Origin of the sequence: Gordonia sp. OPL2 (assembly GCF_003797825.1) — a bacterium.
Lineage (GTDB): Bacteria > Actinomycetota > Actinomycetes > Mycobacteriales > Mycobacteriaceae > Gordonia.
Genome location: NZ_RKME01000002.1, coordinates 120,461 through 143,575, shown reverse-complemented (window position 1 = coordinate 143,575; position 23,115 = coordinate 120,461). Strand labels below are relative to the sequence as shown.

Below are 23,115 nucleotides of genomic sequence, written 5' to 3'. Positions count from 1 at the left end.
CACCCGGGGTGCCCGCCAGCGAGGGACCCCGTAGGTCTCGGACCGTGGCGACCACGAGGAGGCGACGAGGGGAGGCGACGAGGGGATGCGACAAGGAGGAGACGGGGGCGATGAGGAGGCGGCGAGGATCCGCGTCGGCACCGGCCGGGACGCACTACTGTGAGTGACGACGAGGTGGTCGGCGAAGGAGTGGTCGTGCGTGCGGTGGTGATGGGTGCCGGTTCCTGGGGGACGGCGATCGCGAAGGTACTGGTCGATGCGGGAACCGAGACCACGTTGTGGGCCCGACGGCCCGATCTCGCCGAGCGGATCAACCTCGACCACACCAACGGGGACTACCTGTCCGGGATCACGCTCCCGGACAGCCTCCGAGCCACCAGTTCGATCGAGGAGGCGCTGTCCGGGGCCGACATCGTGGTCTGTGCGGTGCCGTCGCAGTCGTTGCGCGCCAACCTCACCGACTGGCTCCCGTACACCGGCGCCGACGCCACCTACGTCTCCCTGGCCAAGGGCGTCGAGACGAGCTCGCTCCTCCGCATGACCGAGGTCATCAGCGAGGTCTCGGGCGTCCCGGACGGTCAGATCGCCGCATTGTCGGGACCCAATCTCGCGCGGGAGATCGCCGAGGGCCAGCCCGCCGCGACCGTGATCGCGTGTGCAGACGAACACCGTGCCCGCGACCTGCAGCAGGCGTTCAACACCGGCTATTTCCGGCCGTACACCAACACCGACGTGATCGGCTGCGAGATCGGCGGTGCCGTGAAGAACGTCATCGCACTCGCCTGCGGGATGGCGAGCGGGGTCGGCTTCGGCCAGAACACGCTGGCGACCATCATCACCCGTGGCCTGGCCGAGACCATCAGACTCGGCGTGGCGGTCGGGGCGCAGATCGAGACGCTCGCCGGCCTCGCCGGAATCGGTGATCTCGTGGCCACCTGCTCGTCGCCGCTGTCGAGGAACCGGACGTTCGGCGCTCGCCTCGGTGAGGGCGCGACGATGGAGCAGGCGCAGGAGGCCACCAACGGCCAGGTGGCCGAGGGCGTGAAGTCCTGCACCTCGGTCCGCGCGCTGGCAGACAAGTTCGATGTGGAGATGCCGCTGACGGGCGCGGTCCACCAGGTCTGCCACGGCGGGCTGTCGGTCGGGGACGCGGTGAGCTCACTTCTCGGGCGCAGCACGAAACCCGAGATCTATGACTGAGTCCGAATCGGGGTGACCGGCGCCGAGGCTGTCGGAGATGTCCGACGTGGGCGAGGCGAGGTCAACCGAAGTCGAGCGGTCCCCGGGGGAGGGTGCGCTCGATCACCGCGGACACGTCGGTGATGGGACCGTTCCCGGCGTTCGCGGGGATCCACATCGCCACGTACGGACGGTGATCGACGCACACGTACGCCTGTCCGGCCCCTTCGACGGTGTCGGTGATGAACCACTGCACCGGGTTGATCACCTGCAGGTTGCTCGTCGGGGACAGTTCTGACGGCCGGGAGATGCCGCAGCGCAACGTGACCGGGTCGCCGTCACCGTCGGCCGGCCAGCGGACGGTGGTGCCGTCGACCTGCTTGTCACCGAAACCCTCGAATGTCTCCGGCACTTCCGCGATGAGCCTGCCGCAGTCCGCCGAGGCGGATTCCCCGGAGGTGTACTGCTCGATCGGTGTCGTCGGATCCGGTCGCGAGGCCGCGAACACGATGAAGCCGACGATCACCATCACCGGTATCGCCACCAGGGTGGCGATGAGCGCCGGGCTCAATCGGGGGCCGGAACCGTAGCGCTCGTCGAGGTCGGCGCCGTCATCGCCACCGCCGGGCTGGCTGTCGTCGGTCACACCCTCACCCTAGTGATGGGGTGGGCGCCGTCGACGTCGTGGTTCGTCGCCGGTGGCGAAGGATCAGTCGGGACAGGCGTCAGTGGGCACTGTTGACGACCGGGCAGGTGAGCGTGCGGGTGATCCCGTCCACCTTCTGGATCTGGGGAACCACGTCCTCGGTGAGGTGGGACGCGTCGGCGGCATCCACCCGCACGATGACGTCATAGGGTCCGCTGACCTCTTCGGATGAGGCGACACCGGAGATCTCCGCAATCGTCGCCGCGGCCAGCGCGGCACGTCCGACCTCGGTCTGGATCAGTATGTATGCCTGAACCACGCCCATCCTCTCGTCTGCACCGGCCTCCGACTGTCGACCCGGTGTCAGTATTGTCGCTGACAACCCCGCCCGAGCGCGACACGAGAGAGACCAAGGTGACTTCGTGACCGTCGGAACCATCGGCGACCCGGTCGATCGGTCGCGGACCGTGGGCGAGGTCGGCGAACGCCGGCTCATCGCCGAACTCACCCGGGCGGCAACCGTGCACGACACCCCGCCGGCGATGCACGGTCCGGCCCACGACATCGTCATCGGTTCCGGCGACGACGCGGCGGTGATCGACACCGCAGGACCAGCCGTGATCAGCACCGACACCGCCGTCCAGGACAGGCATTTCCGCTTCGACTGGTCCGATCCCCACACGGTCGGCGCCCGCGCGGTCGTGCAGAGCGCCGCCGACATCGCGGCGATGGGAGGTCGCGTCTCGGGAGTCGTCGTGTCGATCGCGTGTCCACGCGAGACCACCGTCGGAACCGTGCTCGACCTCGACGCCGGCATCGTCGAGGCCACGCACCGTCTGGGTGGCCGCGTTCTGGGCGGGGACCTCGTCGCCGCCGAGCAGGTCGTTCTCACCGTCACCACGGTGGGCATGCTCGACGGTCTGGCGCCGACTGTCGTCGGGGGTGCCCGACCGGGTGACGAGCTCGCGGTCACGGGCCGCACACTCGGGGCCAGTGCCGCCGGGCTCGCGGTGCTGCTCGCCGCCGAATCAGCAGGGTCCGACGAACTGCCGGAACGATATTCGCGTCTGGTCGACGCCCATCGACTGCCCGCACCCGACCTCGGTCAGGGGCCGATCGCGGCGCGCGCGGGTGTACATGCGATGACCGATGTCTCCGACGGCCTGGTCGAGGAGCTGATCACCATGGCAGCAGCCTCTGGTGTCCGGCTCGACGTCGACAGCGGACGCATTCCGGCATCGGACGAGATGCGCTCGGCGGCTGAGGCTCTCGGCGTCGACCTACGCGACTGGACGGTTGCCGGCGGTGAGGACCACGAACTGCTCGGCGCCTTCCCGCCGGGCGCGGTGCCACCGGGCTGGACGACGATCGGTCAGGTGAGCGAGGGCGCCGACGCCTTTGTCGACGGACATCCGGTCGGTGGGCTGCGCGGATGGCAGTCGTTCGAGACGTGACGGACGTTGCGGGCACCGGGCGACCGGCGTCGAGGTGCGGATGTCTAGATTCGGTGCATGGCTATCTATGCTCTCGGCGACCGCGAACCCACGATCGGTGACGACGTCTATATTCACCCCGACGCCGTGGTGATCGGAGACGTGACCCTCGGCGATGGTGTCTCGATCTGGCCCACCGCGGTACTGCGCGGTGATTCCGGCACGATCACGGTCGGGCGGCGCACGAACATCCAGGACGGCACGATCATCCACTGCACACCGATCGATGCGACCGTCATCGGCGACGAATGCGTCGTCGGGCACAACGCCCATATCGAGGGTGCGACCATCGGCGACCACTGCCTGATCGCCTCCGGATCGGTCGTCCTCAACGGATCGACGGTGGGCGCAGGTGCGATCGTCGGCGCCGGCGCGGTGGTGCCGTTCAGATTCACCGTGCCTCCGCGCTCGATGGCGTTGGGCGTTCCCGCGCGGATCCGGGAGGGCTTCGAGGTGCCCGAGGGGCACGTGGACCTGAATGTCGAGATGTACCACGAGAACGGGAAGTACTTTCGCGAGGCACTGCGGAGGATCGGATGAGCGAGGGCCACGACACCGCGCCGCCGGCGCCGAAACCGTTGTCGGAGTTGATCGATCCCGGTTGGGCCGCGGCACTCGCACCGGTCGAGCCGGTCATCGCCTCGATGGGACGGTTTCTCCGGGCGGAGAACGCCGAGGGCCGCGGCTACCTGCCGTCGGGGGCGAACGTCCTGCGCGCCTTCACCCATCCGTTCGACGACGTGCGGGTCCTGATCGTCGGACAGGATCCGTATCCGACCCCGGGGCACGCCGTCGGCCTGAGTTTCTCGGTGGCACCCGAGGTCTCGCCGATCCCGCGTTCGCTGGCCAACATCTACCGCGAGTACTGCGAGGATCTCGGATATCCGCGACCGGCGAACGGTGATCTCACCCCGTGGGCGAGATCCGGTGTGCTGCTGCTGAACCGGGTCCTCACGGTGTCTCCGGGGGAGCCCGCCTCGCACCGTGGCAAAGGCTGGGAACAGGTCACCGAGTGTGCGATCAAGGCCCTCGTGGCCCGCGAGGCCGAACCGCTCGTCGCCATCCTCTGGGGCAAGGACGCGGGCAACCTGACTCAGTGGCTGCCCGACGTCCCGGTGATCGAATCACCGCATCCCTCACCGCTGTCGGCCAGTCGCGGATTCTTCGGTTCTCGTCCGTTCAGCCGCGCCAACGAGGCGCTCGAGGACCTGGGTGCCGATCCGGTCGACTGGCGCCTGCCCTCCTGACCGCACTTTTCGCGATCAGGGCCGGGCGGCCGCGGGCTCAGGACTGTCGTGCCGCCGCGAAATCGGGGGACCGCTTGGCGATGAACGCGTCGACGCCCTCGATGCCCTCCGGTGTGCCGGACAGCGTGGAGATCGAATGTGCCTCCGCGGCGAGGTGTTCGGCCAGCGAATCGGTCGCGGACGAGGTGATCAGTGCGCGGGTGGCAGCGGCGGCTCCGCGGGGACCCGCTGCGATCTGCTCCGCAGCGGTGCGTGCGGCCGAGTCGACGTCGTTGTCGGCGACGACCTCCGACAGCAGACCCCAGGCGAGTGCCTGTTCGGCGTCGATGACCTGGTCGGTCAGGATGATCTGGCGTGCACGGGCCGGACCGACGACGCGCGGGAGGGTCCAGGTCATGCCCCCGTCCGGGGAGAGGCCGATCCCGCGGTAGGCCGGGCGCAGTCGGGTCGAGGAGCCGCCGATCGCGACGTCGGCGTGGAGCACGATGCTCATCCCGGCTCCGGCGGCCCACCCCTTCACCGCGGCGACGACCGGTCGATCGGCGGCGTAGAGCGCGTTGACGAAATCGTGGAAGTCCTCGGCCAGTCCACGCAGATACGTCGGCCGGTGATCGGCAGCCGCGAATGCACGCACGTTGCCGCCGGCGCAGAAGTTGGCGCCGGTGCCGACGAGCAGGACCGCGCCCACCTCGCGCTCCCCGCGGGCCACCTCTTTGAGTGCGGCGGCGCCCTCGATCAGGGCGTCGTCGGCGAGTGACGTGCCGGCCGCCGGGGTGGACACGGCGATGGTGAGCAGCGGACCGTCCTGGGTGACGAGCGGGACGGCGGGTGCGGAGGAAGGCTGTGCGGTCATGCCTGCAGACTTTATCCACGAACGACAACGACCCGATTCCCGGGGCGAGGACATCGCTCGTGGGGGAATCGGGTTCGTCGGTGTGAGCTCGGGTCGATCCGGTCGGACATCGGCGTCCGACAGCAGATCAGACGCGTGCGGTCTTGCCGGCCTTCAGGCAGGAGGTGCACACGTTCTTGCGCTTGCGGTTCCCCGGCGCGACCTCGACGCGCACCGACTGAATGTTCGGGTTCCACCGGCGGTTCGTGCGCCGGTGCGAGTGCGAAACCGACTTGCCGAAGCCCGGTCCCTTGCCGCAGATATCGCAGACGGCAGCCATCGTCGAACTCCCTTTGTAGATGATCGTGGTCGTGTTCGGCCTGCTCGAAGACCGCGACGGGCGTGACGCGCCGACGGGTACAGCTGCAAGGCAACCCTGCAAGAGTAGCGTCACCCGACCATGCGGACCAAATCCGTGCCCGGCACCGGCGCAATGATCCGGCCGCGCCGGGCCGTGTGCGGTGACGGCCGGTGTCGTCGGGGCGTCCGAGTAACCTCTCACACACCGGGCGAGCAGCATCGCCACGATCAACGGTAAGGGGTTCCATGGAGTCGGTGTTCGACGGCGGCCTCTCCACGACGATGAACCCGCAGCTGCTGCGGGACTGGGCGCATGCCGCGGTCGAGGGACTCGAGGGGTTGCGCGGTGAGATCAACGATCTGAACGTCTTCCCGATCCCGGATTCCGACACAGGCAGCAACATGCTGTTCACGATGCAGGCCGCCGAGAATGCTCTGCGAGAGGTGCCCGCGGACGCGGGTGTCTCCGCGGTCGCGCGCGCGATGGCCGACGGTGCGGTCGCGCAGGCACGGGGCAACTCCGGCATCATCCTGTCGCAGATCCTGATGGGAGTGGCCGACGCCGCCGAGCTGGTCCCGGACGAGTCGCAGCTGACGTTCAACCAGTTGTGGTCATCCGGACTGCGCCTGGGTTCGCTCGCCGCCGTCCGCGCCGTCAGCGAGCCCCGCGAGGGCACCGTGCTGACCGTGATCCGGATCGGCGCGGAGACCGCGGCGACCCATGTGTCGGAGTCGGCGGCCGATCTGGCCCGTGCGGTCGCCGACGACTGTGCCGATGCGCTGGAACGGACCCCCGAGCAGCTGCCCGAACTGGCCAGCGCCGGCGTCGTCGACGCCGGTGGGCGCGGTTTCCTCGCACTCGCCGACGCCATGGTCGGTGTGCTCACCGGGGTGTCGCAGCGTCGCCGACGCTATCGCGGCATCCTCACCGGCGGCGGTGAACCCGGACACGGTGAGAACGACACGTGCTCGGGCGGCAGTGACATGGATTTCGAGGTCATGTATCTGCTCGACGGCGCCGCAGGCGAACAGATCGGGTCGCTGCGGGAGACCCTTGATCAGCTGGGTGATTCGGTGGTCATCGTCGGCGACAGCTCGGCCGGCGGCGAGCGCTTCTCGGTGCACGTCCACACCTGCGAGCCGGGCAAGGCGGTCGAGGCCGGGGCCGTGCGCGGGCCGATCTCCGACATCAGGATCAGCTGTTTCGCACTCGACGCCATCCGCGCCCAGGCCGACACAGCCGAGCCGCCGCCCCGTCATCGGCGGGCCGTCGTCGCCGCGGTGACCGGCGAGGGCGCGGCGGCGCTGTTCGCCGAGGCCGGTGCCGCCGTGGTCCGCGCCGACGACGGATTGACCCCGGCTCTGCTGACCGAGGCGATCCGCGCGACCGACAGCGCGCATGTCGTGGTCATGGCGAACGGAAAGCTGTCCTCGCAGGATCTGGTCACGGTCACCGCCGCGACGCGCTCGACCCAGCGATCCGTCGTGTTCCTGCCGACGTCGTCGATGGTGCAGTGCCTGTCCGCGCTCGCCGTCCACGACGGCACCGAGACGCCGGACGCCGACACCTATGCGATGGCCGAGGCCGCGGCCGGGACCCGGTGGGGCGCCCTCATCCGCGCAGAGACCCGGATCATGACGCTCGCGGGCACTTGCGAGGTGGGAGATGTGTTGGGACTCATCGGTTCCGACGTTCTGGTCATCGCCCCGGATCAGACCGGTGCGGCGACGGCCCTGGTGGATCTGATGCTGGCGACCGGCGGTGAGATGGTGACCGTGATGGCGGGTTCCGACGTCGACGACGCCGCCCTCGACGCCGTCACCCAACAGATGCGCCGTAGCTATGCCGGCGTGGAACTCGCCGTGTACCGGACCGGTCAGCCGGATCAGTTGCTCCAGATCGGAGTCGAGTGATGCCCGAGATGGGTGCCCCGCTCGAGAAGATCCTGGAGCCCAAGCTCGCGAGCCGTCTCGAGTCGATCGGGGTCACGACGGTCGGGGAGCTGCTGCGCCATGCGCCGCGACGGTATGTGCGGCAGGGACAGCTGTCGGCCGACGAGATGCCCGCCGACGACGACTGGGTCACCGTTGTCGGACGCATCACCGGCTCGCGGATGATCCCCATGCGCAAACGCAGCGGCAACTTCCTGAAGGTGACGGTCACCGACGACAGCCACACCTACGAGGCCAACTTCTTCAACGCGCGGTTCATCCAGCATCAGCTGAAGGCGGGCGCGCGGGTGATGATGGCGGGCAAGGTCAAGACCTTCCAGGGCAAGATCCAGCTCTCCCACCCGGAATGGGCGGTCCTGCCCGACGGTGAACCGGATGTCGACCATGTGGTCGGGTCCGCGATGCTGTCGGAGATGTACGCCGCCGAGGCGGAGGCCGGCGGAGATGTCGACCCGGCCGGTTTCGACCGCGCGATCGTGCCGATCTACCCCTCGACCAAGGACATCCAGACATGGAACATCTGGAGTGCGGTGCGGCAGGTGCTCACCGCGGTCGACGCGGACGGTCCGATGGACGACGCCCTGACCGCAGAACAACGCGCGGCGCGCGGACTCATCAGCACCGACGAGGCTCTGCATCGGGTGCACCTGCCCGATACCGACGACGACATCGAGACGGCGCGCGCCCGCCTGAAGTTCGACGAGGCCCTGGCCATTCAGACGGTCCTCGCGCAACGGCGGCTGGCCGGACGGGCCGAGAGTGCACCGGCGTGCCCGCACGTGCCCGGCGGACTCGAGGACCGGCTCCTGGAGCGGCTCCCGTTCACGCTCACCGAGGGCCAGCAGGAGGTGGTCGCGGAGATCGCGGCCGAACTCGGCCGGACCAGCCCGATGAGCCGGTTGCTGCAGGGCGAGGTGGGTTCGGGCAAGACGCTCGTGTCGCTGCTGGCGATGCTGCGTGTGGTGGACAACGGCCATCAGTGCGCGATCCTCGCTCCGACCGAGGTGCTCGCGGCGCAGCACCACCGGACCATGCGGACGATGTTGGGTGATCTGGCCGAGGCCGGCGAGCTCTCCGCAGCCGAGGGTGCCACGACGATCGCCCTGCTGACCGGTTCGATGAAGACCGCGGGCAAACGTCGGACACTTCTGGACGTCGTGACAGGCAGCGCCGGGATCGTCATCGGGACACATGCCCTGCTGGAGGAGAACGTCACGTTCTTCGACCTCGGGATGGTCGTCGTCGACGAGCAGCACCGATTCGGCGTGGAGCAGCGAGATGTGTTGCGGGCCAAAGGTAAAGACGGACTCATGCCGCACTTCCTGGTGATGACCGCCACGCCGATCCCGCGCACCGTGGCGATGACGGTGTTCGGCGATCTCGAGACGTCGGTGCTCACCGAGCTGCCGCGGGGGCGCCAGCCCATCAGCACGTCTGTCGTGCCGATGGGCAACTCCTCGTGGGTCGATCGGGTGTGGGCGCGGGCGGCCGAGGAGATCGCCACCGGGCGGCAGGTGTACGTGGTGTGTTCCCGGATCGGCGACGACGTCGACGAGAAGAAGTCGAAGAAGTCTGCGAAGGACGACCGGCAGGCTCCGACCAGTACGTCCGTGCTCGACATGTACTCCGAACTGCTGGATGGACCGCTGGCGGACGTGCGCATCGAGATGCTGCACGGACGACTCCCGGCCGACGAGAAGAACGCGGTGATGGACGCATTCGGTCGCGGTGAGGTCGACCTCGTGGTCTCGACCACGGTCATCGAGGTCGGTGTGGACGTGCCGAACGCGACGATGATGGTCATCGTCGACGCCGAACGCTTCGGCGTCAGTCAGCTGCATCAGCTCCGCGGTCGCGTCGGACGTGGTGGACATCCCGGTCTGTGTCTGTTGATGACCGCAGCACCGCAGATCTCCCAGGCCATGCAGCGGTTACGCGCGGTCGAGGCCTCATCCGACGGATTCGAGCTCGCCCGTGTGGATCTCGAGCAACGTCGAGAAGGCGACGTCCTCGGATCCCTGCAGTCCGGCGGGACGTCTTCGCTCCGGTTCCTGTCGCTGCTGGAGGACGCGGAGGTCATCGCCGATGCACGTGGGTTCGCCGACGAGATCGTCGGTGCCGACCTCGAACTCGCCGAGCACCGGCCGCTCGCCGAACTCGTGCGGGCGATCCTCGTGCCGGACAAGGTCGAATACCTGGACAAGTCCTGACTCCCTGAGCGGGGGTCGACCTGGGTGCCGAGGGTCGGGGTGCCACGTGTGCTCGGACGTCGTGGAACGCGCCGGCGCCCGCGTGCGTCCAATGATCATGGCGTCCACTGGAGAATGGCCCTTGCGCTGGTGGCTCGTGACGCTCGGATGTGTGGGCACAGCCGTGCTCGTCGCGGCGGGCGTGGTGGTGTCGGACGGACCGACGCGCGACCCGGTGAGCTCGGCACGTGCCCAGCGAGCGCAGTCGACTCTCGCGGGGGTGGCCGTCGTCGGTGAGCGGTCGTCGCGGACGGACTATCAGCGCGAGGCGTTCGGGACGGCGTGGACCGACGCCGTGGACGTCGCCGACGGTGCCAACGGCTGTGACACCCGCAACGATGTCCTCGGTCGCGATCTCGGTGACACCCGTCGTGGACCGGTCTCCACATGCCCCCGGGCGGTGGTCGCCGGCGAGTTCCGGAGTCCGTACACCGGCGAGTTCATCGTGTTCCGCCGGGATCGCCGCGCCGGCGCGGTCCAGATCGACCACATCGTGCCGCTGGCCTACGCCTGGGACATGGGCGCCTACGCCTGGCCGCCGACGACGCGTCGGGAGCTGGCCAACGATCCCGCGAACCTGGTCGCCGTCGACGCGGCATCGAACCTGGCGAAGTCCGATCGGGAACCCGCGGTGTGGATGCCGCCCAACGCCGGTTTCCACTGCCAGTACGCGGTGCAGTTCGTGGAGGTCGTCGGGGCCTATCGGCTGCGACTGGACGCACCGTCGAAGCAGGTTCTCGCCGGTGTGCTGGCCCGGTGTTGACGGTGGGTCTCGGACGAGGCGGCATCCGGGTGCCGTCGAAGGCCCGGCTACTCTGGAGGACGACATAATTCCCCAGGCGAAGTCGAGGAATCCATGAGTGCACCCACCGCCGAGCCGGGCGTGGTGACGACCGAGGTCGAACAGGTCGTCACGGGTCTCGCGAAGGCCGCCAAGGTCGCATCCCGCTCCCTGGGCGGGTTGACCACAGCGGCCAAGAACGAGGTCCTGCTGGCCGCGGCCGACGCGATCGAGGCGGAGGCCGAGGCGATCCTCGCCGCCAACGCCGCCGACATCACGCGCGCCGAGAACGACGACACCGAGGCCAACCTGATCGACCGACTCCGGCTGACGCCCGAACGGATCACCGGGATCGCCGATGGCCTGCGCCAGGTGGCGGTGCTGCCCGACCCGATCGGCGTCGTCGTCTCCGGCAAGACGCTGCCCAACGGCCTCGAGCTCCGGCAGATCCGCGTGCCGCTCGGGGTCGTGGGGATGGTCTATGAGGCCCGGCCCAACGTCACGGTCGACGCATTCGGCATCGCCTTCAAATCGGGCAACGCGGTTCTGCTGCGCGGGTCGTCGTCGGCGGCGAACTCGAATGCGGAACTCGTCCGGATTCTGCGGGAGGTGTTGCGCGGCAAGGGCGTCAACGCCGACACCGTCGCCCTGCTGCCGAGTGAGGACCGCTCCAGCGTGACCGCCCTGATCCGTGCCCGCGGTCTGGTGGACGTGGTCATCCCGCGCGGCGGCGCCGGCCTCATCAATGCCGTCGTCGCGAACGCGACGGTGCCGACCATCGAGACCGGTACCGGCAACTGCCACGTCTACGTCCACGCGCTCGCCGACGTCGACGTCGCGACCCGGATCATCCTCAACTCGAAGACCCGGCGGCCGAGCGTCTGCAACACCGCCGAGACGGTCCTTGTCGACAAGGCGGTGGCCGCCGACGCGATGCCGAAGATCATGCAGGCACTTCAGTCGCAGGGGGTGGTGATCCACGGCGACGAACCCGGCATGGAGCCTGCGACGGAACAGGATTGGGCCGAGGAGTACCTGTCGATGGACATCGCGATGAAGATCGTCGACGACCTCGACGCCGCGGTCGCGCACATCGACACGTGGGGGACCGGTCACACCGAGGCGATCGTCACCACGGATCTCGCGGCGGCGCGCGAGTTCACCTCCCGCGTCGACGCCGCCGCCGTCATGGTGAACGCGTCGACCGCATTCACCGACGGCGAGCAGTTCGGTTTCGGCGCCGAGATCGGCATCTCCACCCAGAAGCTGCACGCCCGCGGACCGATGGGACTGCCCGAACTGACCTCGACCAAGTGGACCGTGTGGGGCGACGGCCACATCAGGCCGGCGTGATGGCGGAGACGACCACCCCGCTGTCGGGGCCGACCACGGTTCCGTCGTTCGGCGATGTGCCGGACGTCGTCGCACGACTGCGGTCCACTGGGTACCTCGCCGACGATGCGACCGCGACGTCGACCTATCTCGCCGACCGGCTGGGCAAGCCGCTGCTCGTGGAGGGTCCTGCCGGCGTCGGCAAGACCGAACTGGCGCGGGCGATCGCCCAGGCGACCGACGCGGAACTGATCCGACTCCAGTGCTACGAGGGGATCGACGAGGCCCGCGCACTCTACGAGTGGAACCATGCCAAGCAGATCCTGCACATCCAGGCGACCGGGAATCGCGAATGGGACGACGCCAAGAGCGACATCTTCTCGGACGAGTTCCTGCTCCCGCGGCCTCTGCTCAAGGCGATCTCGCGCTCGGAGCCGACGGTGCTGCTCATCGACGAGGTGGACAAGGCCGATGTCGACATGGAAGGCCTTCTGCTGGAGGTGCTCAGCGATTTCGCCGTCACCATTCCCGAAATGGGAACCGTCGCGGCGACCCGCCGTCCGGTGGTACTGCTGACCTCCAATGCGACCCGCGATCTGTCCGAGGCGCTCAAGCGACGCTGCCTGTACCTGTACATCGACTTCCCGGAAGCATCGCGCGAACGGGAGATCCTGGCCTCCCGGGTGCCCGGCCTGTCGGATGCCCTCGCCGCGGAGCTCGTCCGTGTCGTCGGCGTGCTGCGTACCCTCGACATCCGCAAGAAGCCGTCGGTCGCGGAGACCATCGACTGGGCCAACACGCTTCTGGCACTGGGAGTCGGTGAGCAGACCGGCCGCGCCGCCAGCACTCTCGACGACGGACTGATCGCCCGCACGCTGGGTGTGGTCCTCAAGCATCGGCCGGACCTGAAGACGGCACTCAAAGAACTCAAGCTGGGCTGATGTCGCAGGTCGTGGACAGCGCTGCGGCCGACGAGGTACCGCTCGTCGGGCACCTCACCGGTTTTGTCGACGAGTTGCGGGCCCGCGGGATGGTGGTCGGGCCGTCGTCGCTGATCGACGCCGCACAGGCGATGGAGGTGCTCGACCTCCTGGACCGTCGGAGTCTGCGCGAGGGGCTGGCCGCGACCCTCATCAGCGATCAGATGCACCGCAAGGTGTTCGACGTCGTCTTCGACCTGTGGTTCCCGCTCGGAACCGGAGCGCGGACGTCGGTGACGGAGCTGCCACGCACCGCCGACGGTGACGTCGACGTCGACGCGGTCCGCGAGATGGTGGCCGACCTGCTGGCCGACGACGACGCGTCCGCGGACGGTCGACTCGATCAGATGATCGCCCTCATCGTCGACCAATTGGGTCGGTACGACTCGACCCGCGGGGAGGCCTTCTCCGCGTATCAGGCTCTGTCCCAGGTCAATCCGCAGACCCTCATCGCCCGGATCGCGGCGGCGATGGCGGGCGGCGGAGGCGACGAGGGATCGCTCGGCGACCGGCTGGGCACCGAGCCGATGTATCGGCGGGCGGCCCGGGCGCGCGCGGGTGATCTGCGCGCCGCCATCGAGGCCGAGACGCAACGCCGGATGGCCGGGCGCAACGGGCGCGAGCGGGTCGCCGACTACGCCGTCCCACCGTTGCCGGAGAACATCAACTTCTTGTCGGCCGGGGCCAACGATCTCGCCGAGATCCGGCGCACCATCGCGCCGTTGGCGCGGCTGCTGGCAGCAAAGCTGGAGACCCGCCGGCGCCGGTCCCACCGGGGTGCGGTCGACGTGCGCAAGACATTGCGGGCATCGATGTCGACCGGTGGGGTCCCGATCGAACTCAGCCACCGCCGTCCCCGCCCGGGCCGGCCGGAACTCGTCGTGATCTGCGATGTCTCGGGTTCGGTCGCAGGGTTCTCACAGTTCACTCTCCGTCTGGTCTACGCTCTGCGCCAACAGTTCTCGAAGGTCCGGGTGTTCGCCTTCGTGGACACGGTCGACGAGGTGACCGACTTCTTCGACCGTGGCGCCGACGACGAGGACTTCGGTTCGAGCATGCACCGGATGATCACCACCGCGCGGATCAGCACGCGCGACGGCCATTCCGACTACGGCAACATGCTCAAGGGATTCGTCGAGGAGTACGGCGAATCGCTCACCCATCGCGGCGCCCTGCTGATCCTCGGTGACGCCCGCACCAACTACCACGATCCCCGTCTGGGGGCGCTGCGAGAACTGACCGAACGAGCTCGGCACGCGTACTGGCTCAACCCGGAGGCGCGACGGAACTGGGGGACCGGGGACTCCGCCGCCACCGAGTACGCCGAGGTCATCGAGATGTTCGAATGCCGCAACGCGACGCAGCTGGGCCGGGCGATCGCCGACCTCCTGCCCGTGTGAGGCGCGGGCGCTGACGATCCTCGCGCCGCGTCGACCGCGTAAGCTCACTCCTCATGGCCTCCGACCGGCAGACGTCCCCGCCTCCGCGCGCCCGCCGAATCGGCGTCATGGGTGGCACCTTCGATCCCATCCACAACGGCCATCTCGTCGCGGCCAGCGAGGTCGCGCACCGGTTCAACCTCGACGAGGTCATTTTCGTACCGACCGGCAGGCCCTGGCAGAAACTCGGCGACGAGCCGGAGAGCAAGAAGGACGTGGGTCGATCGGTCAGCCCGGCCGAGGACCGGTACCTCATGACGGTGATCGCCACCGCCTCGAACCCCCGGTTCACGGTGAGCCGCGTCGACATCGAGCGCAACGGCGACACCTACACCGTCGACACGCTGCGAGATCTCCGCAAGGTCCACCCCGAAGCGGAACTGTTCTTCATCACCGGTGCCGACGCGCTGGAGTCGATCCTGTCGTGGCAGCATTTCGAGGAGCTCTTCGAACTCGCTCATTTCATCGGTGTCAGCCGACCCGGATACGAATTGCACGTCCAGCATCTGGCGAAGCATCTCGAGAAGCTGCCGGAGGACACCCTGCAGATGCTGGAGATACCGGCCCTGGCGATCTCGTCGACCGAATGCCGTGCTCGCGCGGCACGTGGTCGCCCCGTCTGGTACCTGGTACCCGACGGCGTCGTCCAGTACATCGCGAAGCGCAAGCTGTACCGTGCACCGAGGGCGTCCTCGCCGGGGGTCTCGGCACCATGACGGCCGCACCAGAGACCGAGCCCGCACCGAATCCACCGATGGAAGGACACCAGTGACTGCCTCAGCCCAAGCGCTGGAGATGGCCACGATCGCGGCACACGCCGCGGCCGACAAACTGGCACACGACGTGACGGTCATCGACGTCTCCGAACAACTCGTCATCACCGACATCTTCGTGATCGCCTCCGCCGACAACGAACGACAGGTCACCTCGATCGTCGACGAGGTGGAGGACAAGCTCCGCGAGGCCGGCCACAAGCCGGTGCGCCGCGAGGGAACCCGTGAGGGCCGCTGGGCCCTCATCGACTACGCCGACATCGTGGTCCACATCCAGCACACCGACGAGCGACAGTTCTACGCGCTGGAAAGCCTGTGGAAGGACTGCCCGGTCATCGAGGTGGACGGCGAGGCATGAGCGGGGGACCCGACAGTCACGACACCGCCGTCGAACGCCTGACGCCGGTGGTGCGTCGCCTGATCCTGTTGCGGCACGGGCAGACCGAGTACAACGCGACCAGCCGGATGCAGGGGCAACTCGACACCGAGTTGTCGGCGCTCGGTGTTCGTCAGGCCGATGCGGCGGCCCTCGCCCTCGCCGATCGCACCCCGATGCTCATCGTCTCCTCCGACCTCACCCGCGCCCGCGAAACGGCGGAAGCGCTGTCGCGGCGCACGGGACTGGAGGTGACCACCGATGTCCGGCTGCGCGAGACCCACCTCGGGGACTGGCAGGGCATGACCCACCTCGAGGTCGACGACGCGATGCCCGGGGCCCGGCGCATCTGGCGTGACGACGCCTCGTGGGCACCGCCGAACGGGGAGAGCCGCATCGACGTCGCACGCCGATCGGTGCCGCTCGTCGACGAGTTGGTCGCCGACCTCGACGGCTGGGGCACCGGCGAACTGCCGGAGGCGCCCGTGGTGCTGGTGGCGCACGGAGGCGTCATCGCGGCCATGACCGCTGCGCTGCTCGGACTGCCGGAGACCTCGTGGCCGGTGTTCGGTGGACTGGCGAACACCAGCTGGGTCCAACTGTCCGGGCACGGTGTGCCGGGAAGTGCGCCCCGCTGGCGGCTCGACGTGTGGAACGCGTCTGCCGAGAGCGCGGACGCCGCGGTCCAATGACCGCACCCGGCCCGGTGACCCGCCGGTCCGCCGGCGCCGGCTCGATCCTGGTGCTCTCGGATTCCCTTGCCTACTACGGCCCGGGGGGCGGCCTTCCCGCCGGCGACCCGCGCATCTGGCCCACCATCGTCGGTGACCGATGCCGGCGCGAGGTCCGGCTGTTCGGGCGGATCGGGTGGACGAGCCGCGACGTGTGGTGGGCCCTCACCCAGGACCCGAACATCTGGGCGGCCGTGCCGTCCGCGGACGTCGTGGTGCTGGCGTTCGGGGGCATGGACAGCCTGCCGTCGCCGCTGCCGACCGCCCTCCGCGAGCAGATCCGCTATGTGCGACCCAACCGTCTCCGACAGGTCGTCCGCGACGGTTATCAGTGGCTGCAGCCTCGCCTGTCCAGGACCGGCTGGCCGACCGCGCTTCCGCCACGAATCACGGTGGAGTACCTGGAGAAGATCCGTGATGCGCTCACACAGCTGCGGCCGGAATTGCCGATCGTGGTGTGTCTGCCGCCGACACACAACAGTCCGTACTACGGGCGCGTGCATTCCGGGCGCATCCCGACGACCGCCGCGATGATGCGCTGGGCCGACGATCACGATCTGCCCACCGCCGACTTCTATCCGGCGACCCGCGATGCGTTCCGCGCTCCGGAGGCGGCCATGAACCCCGACGGGATCCACTGGGGCTGGGACTGTCACCGCGCCGTCGCCGACGTGGTGGTGTCGGCGCTCGAGCCGATGCTGCCTCCGGTGGTGGTACCGGCCGCGGACGGGCATCCGACCACGATCGAGTCGACCCGCTAACGTAGACGCGTGCCTGTCGTCGTCGTCACAGATTCCTCCTCGCGCCTGCCCGCCGCACTGGCAGAGCATGCCGGGATCCGGCAGGTACCGCTGCATCTGACCCTCGACGGCAAGGACTACCTCGAAGGCGTCGACGACATCCCGGTCGACATCATCTCGACGCCCGGGGTCACCACGTCCGGCGCCAACCCGCACGAACTCACCGAGGTGTACGAGCAGGCGCTGGCCGACAGTGACGGCGACGGTGTCGTCGCGGTCCACATGTCGCGTCGGTTGTCCGGCACGTGGGGAGCGGGCCGGCTGGCCGCGGAGAAGTTCCCGGGCCAGGTCCGTATCGTCGACTCACGATCGGTCGGTCTCGCCGTCGGCTTCACCGCGCTCGGCGCCGCGCAGGCCGCCGCCTCCGGCGCCGACCGCGATCGGGTGTACGAGTCGGCCATCCGTCAGGCATCGACCGTCGAGTCGATGCTGTGTGTGCATCAGCTCGACAATCTTCGTCAGAGCGGCCGGATCAGTGCGGCGAGCAAGATGCTCGGCTCCGCCCTGTCCATCAAACCCATCCTGCACATGGTCGACGGCATGCTCACCCTCAAGGAACGTCACCGCACCTTCTCCAAGGCGCTGACCAAGATGGTCGATGCCGCGGTCGATGCGGCTGCCGGAGCGCCGGTCACCGTCGGCGTGCAGCACAGCGGATCGCCGGAGCTCGCAGGCGAACTCGCGGCGCAACTGACCGACCGGCTGCGCGTCGTCACCTCCGAAGTGATCGTCGACCTCGGACCCGTCCTCGGCTGTCATGTCGGTCCCGGCGCGATCGGAGTCGTGCTCGCAACACATCTCGAGCCGCTCGACGTCTGATCGACGTCCACACCCACCGTTTCATCCACAGATCGGGCTCGGGTTCCCGCGGCGTCCGGCGAGGGTGCTGATCCTGCTTACGCTCAGCGGTCATGAGCACCACTGCACGACGACCCGGGACCGACTCGGATGGGGAGCGGCACGGGAGGCGCAGCCCACTGGACCGTCTGACGGTTGCGGACCCGTCGGCTGCCGAGACCCGATCGGCGCGTCAGCACGCGCGCTCGCCGGATGTCGACATGTCCGACGTCTGGGCTCATGACGAGAACTCGAGGGACCGGGAGCTGCCGGACGTCACCGGGACCGCGGTGAAGTACGACCCGGTGGTGTCGGATCCGAGGTCGGTGCCGGAGCCCGACATCGATGACAATGCGGCCCACACGCCCGAGAGTTCCTGGGGCGTGGCGGGAGTGCCGACCTGGTTCACACCCACCGACGACCGTGGTCACGCCCGCATGTCCGTCGCCGAGCGGTTCGGTCTCGACGAGGACGACGAGGACGAGGCGCCCCGTCGACGCTTCCTGGTGGCACCGCCGGCCGCCATCGCCTTGATCCTCATCGGCGTGATCGCCTGCGGCGTGGCGGGATACACGTTGCTGCGCGGCAGTTCGGACACGACGACCCCGGTGGCCTTCCCGGTGTCGGCGGGCCCGACGACACCTGTCACATCCGGCCTCGAATCCCGTACGGCGCAGCCGATCGCGCCACCGGCAGCCGAGATGGTGGTGAGTGTCGTCGGCCTGGTCCATCGTCCGGGACTCGTCCGGCTGCCCGGACAGCCTCGGGTGGCCGACGCCATCGCGCGTGCCGGTGGCGCCCGCAAGGGCGCAGACCTGTTGTCGCTCAATCTGGCCCAGCGTTTGAACGACGGTGACCAGATCCTCGTCGGGTATGCGGGCGACGGAGGTCGCATGGCCCTGCGCAGCGCCGTCGTCGGCACCGCGGGGTCCCCGGGCGGCGGCATTGCCGCGAGCGTGCCGTCCTCGGGTGCTGCCGAGGGCGGTGCGAACACGAGCCCGGCGGGCAAGGTGGATCTCAACTCCGCGACCGAGGCACAACTCGATGCACTGCCGGGAGTCGGTCCCGTCACCGCGAAATCCATCATCGCGTGGCGTGATGAGCACGGACGATTCACCTCCGTCGACCAGCTCGCCGAGGTCGACGGCATCGGGCCGGCGCGGCTCGCCCGGCTGCGCGAGCTGGTGACGGTGTGAGCGAGTCGTCGCCGCCCGCCTCCCGTCGCCCACGTCGTGTGCTCGACGACTGGGTGCCGTCCGGCGACTATCGTCTGGTCCTGCCCGCCGTGACGGTGTGGATCATCACCCTCGCGTGCCTGCTCGGTCCACCTCCGATCGCACGGGTCCTCGTGATGGTGTGCGTTCTCGGGTGTGCGGGCGCCGGGCTCGCGCTGTGGCGGGGCTGGGCGAGGTGGACGACGATCTCGTTCGTGGTGGTCGTCGCCGGCATGGGTGTGGTCACCGCCGGGGCGCTTGCCGTGCGGCTCGAGGCCCGCAGCGGACATCCGTTGTGGCAGGCGGACGGCAAGGCCCGGATCGTCGGGATCATCCGCGACGATGCGGTGTCGGTGGGGCCCGCAGCCGCATCGATGGTCCGGGTCCGCGTGGACGTCACCGGTGTGGCGGGCCGTTCGACGGTGCCGATGGGTGCCGAGCTCACCGGGGCGGCCGCGGACTGGTCCGAGTTGCTTCCCGGACAGCGGTTCTCGGTGCTGGTCCGCGTACGCCCGCCCCGTGACGGCGATCTGCTGGTCGCCCGGCTGAGCGCGTCCGGCGCCCGGCACACACTCGGGCGTCCCCCGCCGCACCAGCGTCTCGCCGGCGCGGTCCGCGCCCGGCTCCAGCTGATCTCGGCGCGCGCCCTGGGTCCGGAGGCCGCCGGACTCTTCCCGGGTCTGGTGCTCGGTGACACGTCGTCGCTCGACACGCGGGTGCGCGACGACTTCCGTGCGGCCGGTCTGTCGCATCTGCTCGCTGTGTCCGGAAGCAATTTCGCGATCGTGACCGGGGCTGTGGTGATGCTGGTGCGAGCGCTGGGTACGTCACCGCGCGTCACAGCCGTCGTGGGCATCCTGATCGTGGTGGTGTTCGTCATCCTTGTCCGACCGTCGCCGAGTGTGCTGCGTGCGGCGATGATGGGCACGGTGGGACTGCTGGCGCTGGCGGGTTCGCGACGGGTGCACGCGTTGCCGGCCCTTGGTGCGGCCACGGTCGTCGGCCTGCTGTGGTGGCCGGATCTCGCGGTGGCGCCGGGTTTCGCATTGTCGGTCCTGGCGACGGCCGGGTTGGTGTTGTGGTCGGCTTCCCTGCGGGATTGGTTGCGCGCGCGACGCATTCCGGCGGGTGTGGCCGAACTGCTGGCGATGTCCCTCGCGGCACAGCTGGTGACCGCTCCGATCATCGCGCTGCTCAGTGGGCGGTTCAGCGTCGTGGCGTTGCTCGCGAACGTTCTCGTGGTGCCGGTCGTCGGACTCGTCGGCATCGTGGGAACCGCGGCCGCGGTGATCGGATCGGTCGGTGGCGCTGATGGTCCGGGTGCCGGCTGCGCCGAGTTGATGGTCCGTGCGCTCGGTCCGGAGCTGTGGTGGATGCTCACCTGCGCCCGGTTTCTCGGCGCACAGACGTGGGCGACGGTGTCCGTCCCGTCGGGTGTCGTCGGCGCGCTCGTCGTCGGCGCGGTGACGTTGATCGTGGTGGTGGCGGTGGGAGCCGGAACACGCTACTTCCCGGAGGGGGTTCGTGGGCTCGGGCGGGCTGTCGGGTCCGTCTGGCACGATGGTCGCCGTGGATGAACGCCTGCACCTGTTGCTCGGAGACGACGACTTCCTCACGGGCCGGGTGATCGCGGGCGTCGTCGCGCGACAGTCGGCGGACACGGGCGCGGACATCCCGGTCACCCGGGTCCGCGCGGGCGACGTGACCGAACCCGAATTGGCCGAACTGCTCAGTCCGTCGTTGTTCGCCGAGGATCGGATCGTCGTTGTCGAATCGGCGGCCGATGCCGGAAAAGAGCCGGCCGCGCTGATCGATCTTGAAAGACGCGATCTCGGCAGCATGTCATCAGCACAGTTGAATGACCTATAGCGACTAACTGTCTGTCGCGCCGCTCGCTACCGTTGCCGAAGTGCTCAATCGCGTCCTCCTTGGGCGTAGCCGCCTGCGACTTCCGCATTGGTCGCAGCTCCGGCGGGCATGCCGCTCGCAGCCTCCTGGGCGATCGGTGCGCTCACGGAGTGGACACACGTTCGGCGCGGACTGGTGTCGGGATCGCGGATGATCTTGTGGGTCGGTAGGGTTTTGCGGTGAGGGGGGGCCGCGGGCGTGTTGCGGCGCGCCGAACGAAGCACACGCTCGTGGAACTGCTCGACCTCCTGCTCGGCGATTAGCGCGTCGGGTGAATCGGTCATCGTCGCGGGCGCGGTCGTAGATACGGCTGCAGCGTAGCCTCATCACTCTGCTCTCGGCGCCCAGATCGCGCAGCTCGACTACGCATTGACGACACGTGGGGCACGCGAGACATCCCACGCAATCAGAACGTCGCCAGGGACAGGTCTGTTCCAGCCGTCGGTATTCGGGGGCGACACTCTCGTTCCTGATGGTCGATAGACTTGCCGCGCTCGCTCGGGCCGGACGAAACGCCTCAGTGGATGATCGCTCGCACGATCGGATACTAAGACCGCTTTACGATAATGGGTCACGCGAACCTGCTGTAGGTTACTCCCCATTCCTAAGCTCAAAAGCAAGGAACCGCGGAAACCTGAAGACCTCCCGACCTTCGGGACCGCGGAGTTCGTCAACGCGAACGATTTCCAACCCACTAGAGCGAAATTCGGAAAGGTAACGAGAAACCGGTCGATGAATATGTGTGCTTACCTTTGAAAATTCGTGGGAACTTGTCCTAAACGGACCTTCGATATAAGTTTCAGACAAGTAGTCAAATCCCGATTCTGATGCATAGCCCCAGTATTCTGGCCAGAATGCTGGGTGCGTTATCGTCGCAAGCACGCGTACTCCGTCACCCATCTTAGCGATCGCCTGGCATAGGCCTTTGAGATCGACAGCATCCATTAATACCATGTTTGCAACGACGAGGTCGAAACTGGCATCGGGGTTGTGTTTAATCCACTCTTCCGCTGTCGAAACTTTATATTCGCTGACTCCGTCATGGCCTCTGGCAATCTTTATGCTCACGGAACTAGGATCAAGCCCCAGTGTAAACTCGGATTGCTCGGCTAAATTGGCAGTGAGCCTACCTGTCCCGCATCCGACGTCGACTATCCGTGCTGCACCCTGGAGTCGCTTCAGAATCCAGGGTTTAAGCACTTTCGTAAAGGAGTCGTCCCTGTTGGTTGTGATGAGTCGGTCGCGCTCTGGTGCAATCGCATCCCACTCAGAAGTGATTGAGTCCAAAGACTTTTGGCTTGTGAGGTGAATGATTGAATTCATGCATTGGGGCCTTGGGTGGGAGAAGTTATATTGGAATTTCGCTTTGCGAGAGCAACGAGATCCTTAGCCATGAAATAGACAGGATCGGAATTCGAGTGAGTCCTGTGTATGAGGTGTGTATTGCCCCGACCGTGACCAATGGCGACCCAGACGTCTGATCGCGAGGCATTGAACACAGTGAACCTACTTTCGAAACGAAAATCGTCGTCCGCTCCGTAGTAGTATGCGCTTGCTCCTCCCTCGGCCAAGCGTCTCGAAAGATTGGTTTCTTGAGGCATCAGGAGCGTGAGTTCTTTTTGTCGAGCCTTCGCGAACAGTTCTTTCTCTTGATCGTCCTGCACCCAACTTAAGTTATTCGACGACATTACACACTGCCCTGATGACTGCTGCAGAAGCTTAGTCATGTATTCACGAATATTGCGGTCTCGGTTCTTACCGGAAAATTTCTTTGGCAGTGTCTTCCTTGCAAGAACGATCTCTATGACGGCGCACGTGATCACGGCCAGCGATGTGATGACGATGAGAATAAGCCTAGGAGGGCTTTCCCACCAATTTGGTTTGGTCGACACGACTAGGGACACTGCGAGTGCTGCAACCGCGGAGATGCTGGTTAGAGCTGACTGGGGCATGCTCGGAGCTTAACCTGCGTGATTGGGCCGCGT

Annotated in this window: 23 protein-coding genes and 1 pseudogene; 18 read left to right on the top strand and 6 right to left on the bottom strand. The window is 67.8% G+C overall.

Annotated features, from left to right (window positions below; translation table 11 throughout):
• The first annotated feature begins 195 nt into the window (after positions 1-195).
• The gene (locus EEB19_RS03725; protein WP_187583594.1) at positions 196-1,200 is read left to right on the top strand and encodes an NAD(P)H-dependent glycerol-3-phosphate dehydrogenase; all 1,005 of its coding nucleotides are present in this window, start codon (positions 196-198) and stop codon (positions 1,198-1,200) included.
• A 61-nt stretch (positions 1,201-1,261) separates the two neighbouring features.
• Here EEB19_RS03725 and EEB19_RS03720 read toward each other — a convergent pair whose 3' ends face one another.
• The gene (locus EEB19_RS03720; RefSeq protein WP_187583319.1) at positions 1,262-1,825 is read right to left on the bottom strand and encodes a DUF3515 domain-containing protein; all 564 of its coding nucleotides are present in this window, start codon (positions 1,823-1,825) and stop codon (positions 1,262-1,264) included.
• A 79-nt stretch (positions 1,826-1,904) separates the two neighbouring features.
• The gene (locus EEB19_RS03715) at positions 1,905-2,150 is read right to left on the bottom strand and encodes an Lrp/AsnC ligand binding domain-containing protein (protein ID WP_187583317.1); all 246 of its coding nucleotides are present in this window, start codon (positions 2,148-2,150) and stop codon (positions 1,905-1,907) included.
• 97 nt (positions 2,151-2,247) lie between these two features.
• Between EEB19_RS03715 and thiL the strand changes: the two genes are divergently transcribed.
• From thiL to EEB19_RS03700, 3 genes are read left to right on the top strand one after another with little or no spacing between them, the layout of a single operon-like run.
• The gene (gene thiL / locus EEB19_RS03710; protein ID WP_187583315.1) at positions 2,248-3,279 is read left to right on the top strand and encodes a thiamine-phosphate kinase; all 1,032 of its coding nucleotides are present in this window, start codon (positions 2,248-2,250) and stop codon (positions 3,277-3,279) included.
• 57 nt (positions 3,280-3,336) lie between these two features.
• A complete protein-coding gene (locus EEB19_RS03705; RefSeq protein ID WP_187583313.1) occupies positions 3,337-3,858 on the top strand; it encodes a gamma carbonic anhydrase family protein in 522 nt (173 codons plus the stop codon).
• A complete protein-coding gene (locus EEB19_RS03700) occupies positions 3,855-4,565 on the top strand; it encodes a uracil-DNA glycosylase (protein ID WP_187583311.1) in 711 nt (236 codons plus the stop codon). Before EEB19_RS03705 ends, EEB19_RS03700 begins: the two co-directional genes overlap by 4 nt.
• A 37-nt stretch (positions 4,566-4,602) precedes the next feature.
• Here the strand turns inward: EEB19_RS03700 and EEB19_RS03695 are convergent, their stop codons facing one another.
• Positions 4,603-5,418, bottom strand: a complete 816-nt coding sequence (locus EEB19_RS03695) for an enoyl-CoA hydratase/isomerase family protein (RefSeq protein WP_187583309.1) — start codon at positions 5,416-5,418, stop codon at positions 4,603-4,605.
• A 127-nt stretch (positions 5,419-5,545) separates the two neighbouring features.
• A complete protein-coding gene (gene rpmB / locus EEB19_RS03690; RefSeq protein ID WP_124706538.1) occupies positions 5,546-5,737 on the bottom strand; it encodes a 50S ribosomal protein L28 in 192 nt (63 codons plus the stop codon).
• Between the two features lie 266 nt (positions 5,738-6,003).
• Between rpmB and EEB19_RS03685 the strand changes: the two genes are divergently transcribed.
• The 14 genes and pseudogenes from EEB19_RS03685 to EEB19_RS03620 form a co-directional block, all read left to right on the top strand.
• The gene (locus tag EEB19_RS03685) at positions 6,004-7,671 is read left to right on the top strand and encodes a DAK2 domain-containing protein (RefSeq protein ID WP_262365414.1); all 1,668 of its coding nucleotides are present in this window, start codon (positions 6,004-6,006) and stop codon (positions 7,669-7,671) included.
• Positions 7,671-9,920: an ATP-dependent DNA helicase RecG gene (recG, locus tag EEB19_RS03680; RefSeq protein ID WP_187583307.1), complete on the top strand. Its 2,250-nt coding sequence runs from the start codon at positions 7,671-7,673 to the stop codon at positions 9,918-9,920. Before EEB19_RS03685 ends, recG begins: the two co-directional genes overlap by 1 nt.
• A 151-nt stretch (positions 9,921-10,071) precedes the next feature.
• Positions 10,072-10,722: an HNH endonuclease family protein gene (locus EEB19_RS03675; protein ID WP_316245456.1), complete on the top strand. Its 651-nt coding sequence runs from the start codon at positions 10,072-10,074 to the stop codon at positions 10,720-10,722.
• 93 nt (positions 10,723-10,815) lie between these two features.
• Positions 10,816-12,093, top strand: a complete 1,278-nt coding sequence (locus EEB19_RS03670) for a glutamate-5-semialdehyde dehydrogenase (protein WP_187583305.1) — start codon at positions 10,816-10,818, stop codon at positions 12,091-12,093.
• Positions 12,093-13,013 carry a MoxR family ATPase gene (locus EEB19_RS03665; RefSeq protein WP_187583303.1) on the top strand — a complete coding sequence of 307 codons (921 nt, stop codon included), beginning with the start codon at positions 12,093-12,095 and terminating at the stop codon, positions 13,011-13,013. Before EEB19_RS03670 ends, EEB19_RS03665 begins: the two co-directional genes overlap by 1 nt.
• Positions 13,013-14,452: a VWA domain-containing protein gene (locus EEB19_RS03660; RefSeq protein WP_187583301.1), complete on the top strand. Its 1,440-nt coding sequence runs from the start codon at positions 13,013-13,015 to the stop codon at positions 14,450-14,452. The genes EEB19_RS03665 and EEB19_RS03660 overlap by 1 nt, the downstream gene beginning before the upstream one ends.
• A gap of 53 nt (positions 14,453-14,505) precedes the next feature.
• Positions 14,506-15,207, top strand: coding sequence for a nicotinate-nucleotide adenylyltransferase (gene nadD / locus EEB19_RS03655; RefSeq protein WP_187583299.1), 702 nt, complete (start codon positions 14,506-14,508; stop codon positions 15,205-15,207).
• Positions 15,208-15,259: 52 nt separating this feature from the next.
• Positions 15,260-15,622, top strand: coding sequence for a ribosome silencing factor (gene rsfS, locus EEB19_RS03650; protein WP_187583297.1), 363 nt, complete (start codon positions 15,260-15,262; stop codon positions 15,620-15,622).
• Positions 15,619-16,332, top strand: coding sequence for a histidine phosphatase family protein (locus EEB19_RS03645; protein WP_187583295.1), 714 nt, complete (start codon positions 15,619-15,621; stop codon positions 16,330-16,332). Before rsfS ends, EEB19_RS03645 begins: the two co-directional genes overlap by 4 nt.
• A complete protein-coding gene (gene octT / locus EEB19_RS03640) occupies positions 16,329-17,132 on the top strand; it encodes a diglucosylglycerate octanoyltransferase (protein WP_187583293.1) in 804 nt (267 codons plus the stop codon). Before EEB19_RS03645 ends, octT begins: the two co-directional genes overlap by 4 nt.
• 9 nt (positions 17,133-17,141) lie before the next feature.
• Positions 17,142-17,990, top strand: coding sequence for a DegV family protein (locus EEB19_RS03635; RefSeq protein ID WP_187583291.1), 849 nt, complete (start codon positions 17,142-17,144; stop codon positions 17,988-17,990).
• Between the two features lie 92 nt (positions 17,991-18,082).
• Positions 18,083-19,204 (top strand): ComEA family DNA-binding protein, encoded by a 1,122-nt coding sequence (locus tag EEB19_RS03630; RefSeq protein ID WP_262365413.1) that lies wholly within the window; start codon positions 18,083-18,085, stop codon positions 19,202-19,204.
• Complete coding sequence (locus EEB19_RS03625) at positions 19,201-20,799, top strand: ComEC/Rec2 family competence protein (protein ID WP_262365412.1); 1,599 nt, start codon at positions 19,201-19,203, stop codon at positions 20,797-20,799. Before EEB19_RS03630 ends, EEB19_RS03625 begins: the two co-directional genes overlap by 4 nt.
• Positions 20,783-21,034, top strand: a pseudogene (locus tag EEB19_RS03620) (DNA polymerase III subunit delta); the annotation flags it as partial. The gene EEB19_RS03625 and the pseudogene EEB19_RS03620, both read left to right, overlap by 17 nt.
• A gap of 687 nt (positions 21,035-21,721) precedes the next feature.
• On the opposite strand, the gene EEB19_RS27155 reads toward EEB19_RS03620, so the two are convergent.
• Positions 21,722-22,453: a bifunctional 2-polyprenyl-6-hydroxyphenol methylase/3-demethylubiquinol 3-O-methyltransferase UbiG gene (locus tag EEB19_RS27155; protein WP_187583289.1), complete on the bottom strand. Its 732-nt coding sequence runs from the start codon at positions 22,451-22,453 to the stop codon at positions 21,722-21,724.
• Positions 22,450-23,082 (bottom strand): hypothetical protein, encoded by a 633-nt coding sequence (locus tag EEB19_RS03610; protein WP_187583287.1) that lies wholly within the window; start codon positions 23,080-23,082, stop codon positions 22,450-22,452. Before EEB19_RS03610 ends, EEB19_RS27155 begins: the two co-directional genes overlap by 4 nt.
• Positions 23,083-23,115: the final 33 nt, after the last annotated feature.

Coding starts and splice junctions, on each gene's coding strand:
- octT (WP_187583293.1), top strand. CDS start 16,329: ATGACCGCACCCGGCCCGGTGACCCGCCGGTCCGCCGGCGCCGGCTCG.
- EEB19_RS03700 (WP_187583311.1), top strand. CDS start 3,855: ATGAGCGAGGGCCACGACACCGCGCCGCCGGCGCCGAAACCGTTGTCG.
- rpmB (WP_124706538.1), bottom strand. CDS start 5,737: ATGGCTGCCGTCTGCGATATCTGCGGCAAGGGACCGGGCTTCGGCAAG.
- EEB19_RS03715 (WP_187583317.1), bottom strand. CDS start 2,150: ATGGGCGTGGTTCAGGCATACATACTGATCCAGACCGAGGTCGGACGT.
- EEB19_RS03610 (WP_187583287.1), bottom strand. CDS start 23,082: ATGCCCCAGTCAGCTCTAACCAGCATCTCCGCGGTTGCAGCACTCGCA.
- EEB19_RS27155 (WP_187583289.1), bottom strand. CDS start 22,453: ATGAATTCAATCATTCACCTCACAAGCCAAAAGTCTTTGGACTCAATC.
- EEB19_RS03685 (WP_262365414.1), top strand. CDS start 6,004: ATGGAGTCGGTGTTCGACGGCGGCCTCTCCACGACGATGAACCCGCAG.
- recG (WP_187583307.1), top strand. CDS start 7,671: ATGCCCGAGATGGGTGCCCCGCTCGAGAAGATCCTGGAGCCCAAGCTC.
- EEB19_RS03665 (WP_187583303.1), top strand. CDS start 12,093: ATGGCGGAGACGACCACCCCGCTGTCGGGGCCGACCACGGTTCCGTCG.
- EEB19_RS03670 (WP_187583305.1), top strand. CDS start 10,816: ATGAGTGCACCCACCGCCGAGCCGGGCGTGGTGACGACCGAGGTCGAA.
- EEB19_RS03695 (WP_187583309.1), bottom strand. CDS start 5,418: ATGACCGCACAGCCTTCCTCCGCACCCGCCGTCCCGCTCGTCACCCAG.
- EEB19_RS03660 (WP_187583301.1), top strand. CDS start 13,013: ATGTCGCAGGTCGTGGACAGCGCTGCGGCCGACGAGGTACCGCTCGTC.
- EEB19_RS03630 (WP_262365413.1), top strand. CDS start 18,083: ATGAGCACCACTGCACGACGACCCGGGACCGACTCGGATGGGGAGCGG.
- EEB19_RS03645 (WP_187583295.1), top strand. CDS start 15,619: ATGAGCGGGGGACCCGACAGTCACGACACCGCCGTCGAACGCCTGACG.
- EEB19_RS03705 (WP_187583313.1), top strand. CDS start 3,337: ATGGCTATCTATGCTCTCGGCGACCGCGAACCCACGATCGGTGACGAC.
- nadD (WP_187583299.1), top strand. CDS start 14,506: ATGGCCTCCGACCGGCAGACGTCCCCGCCTCCGCGCGCCCGCCGAATC.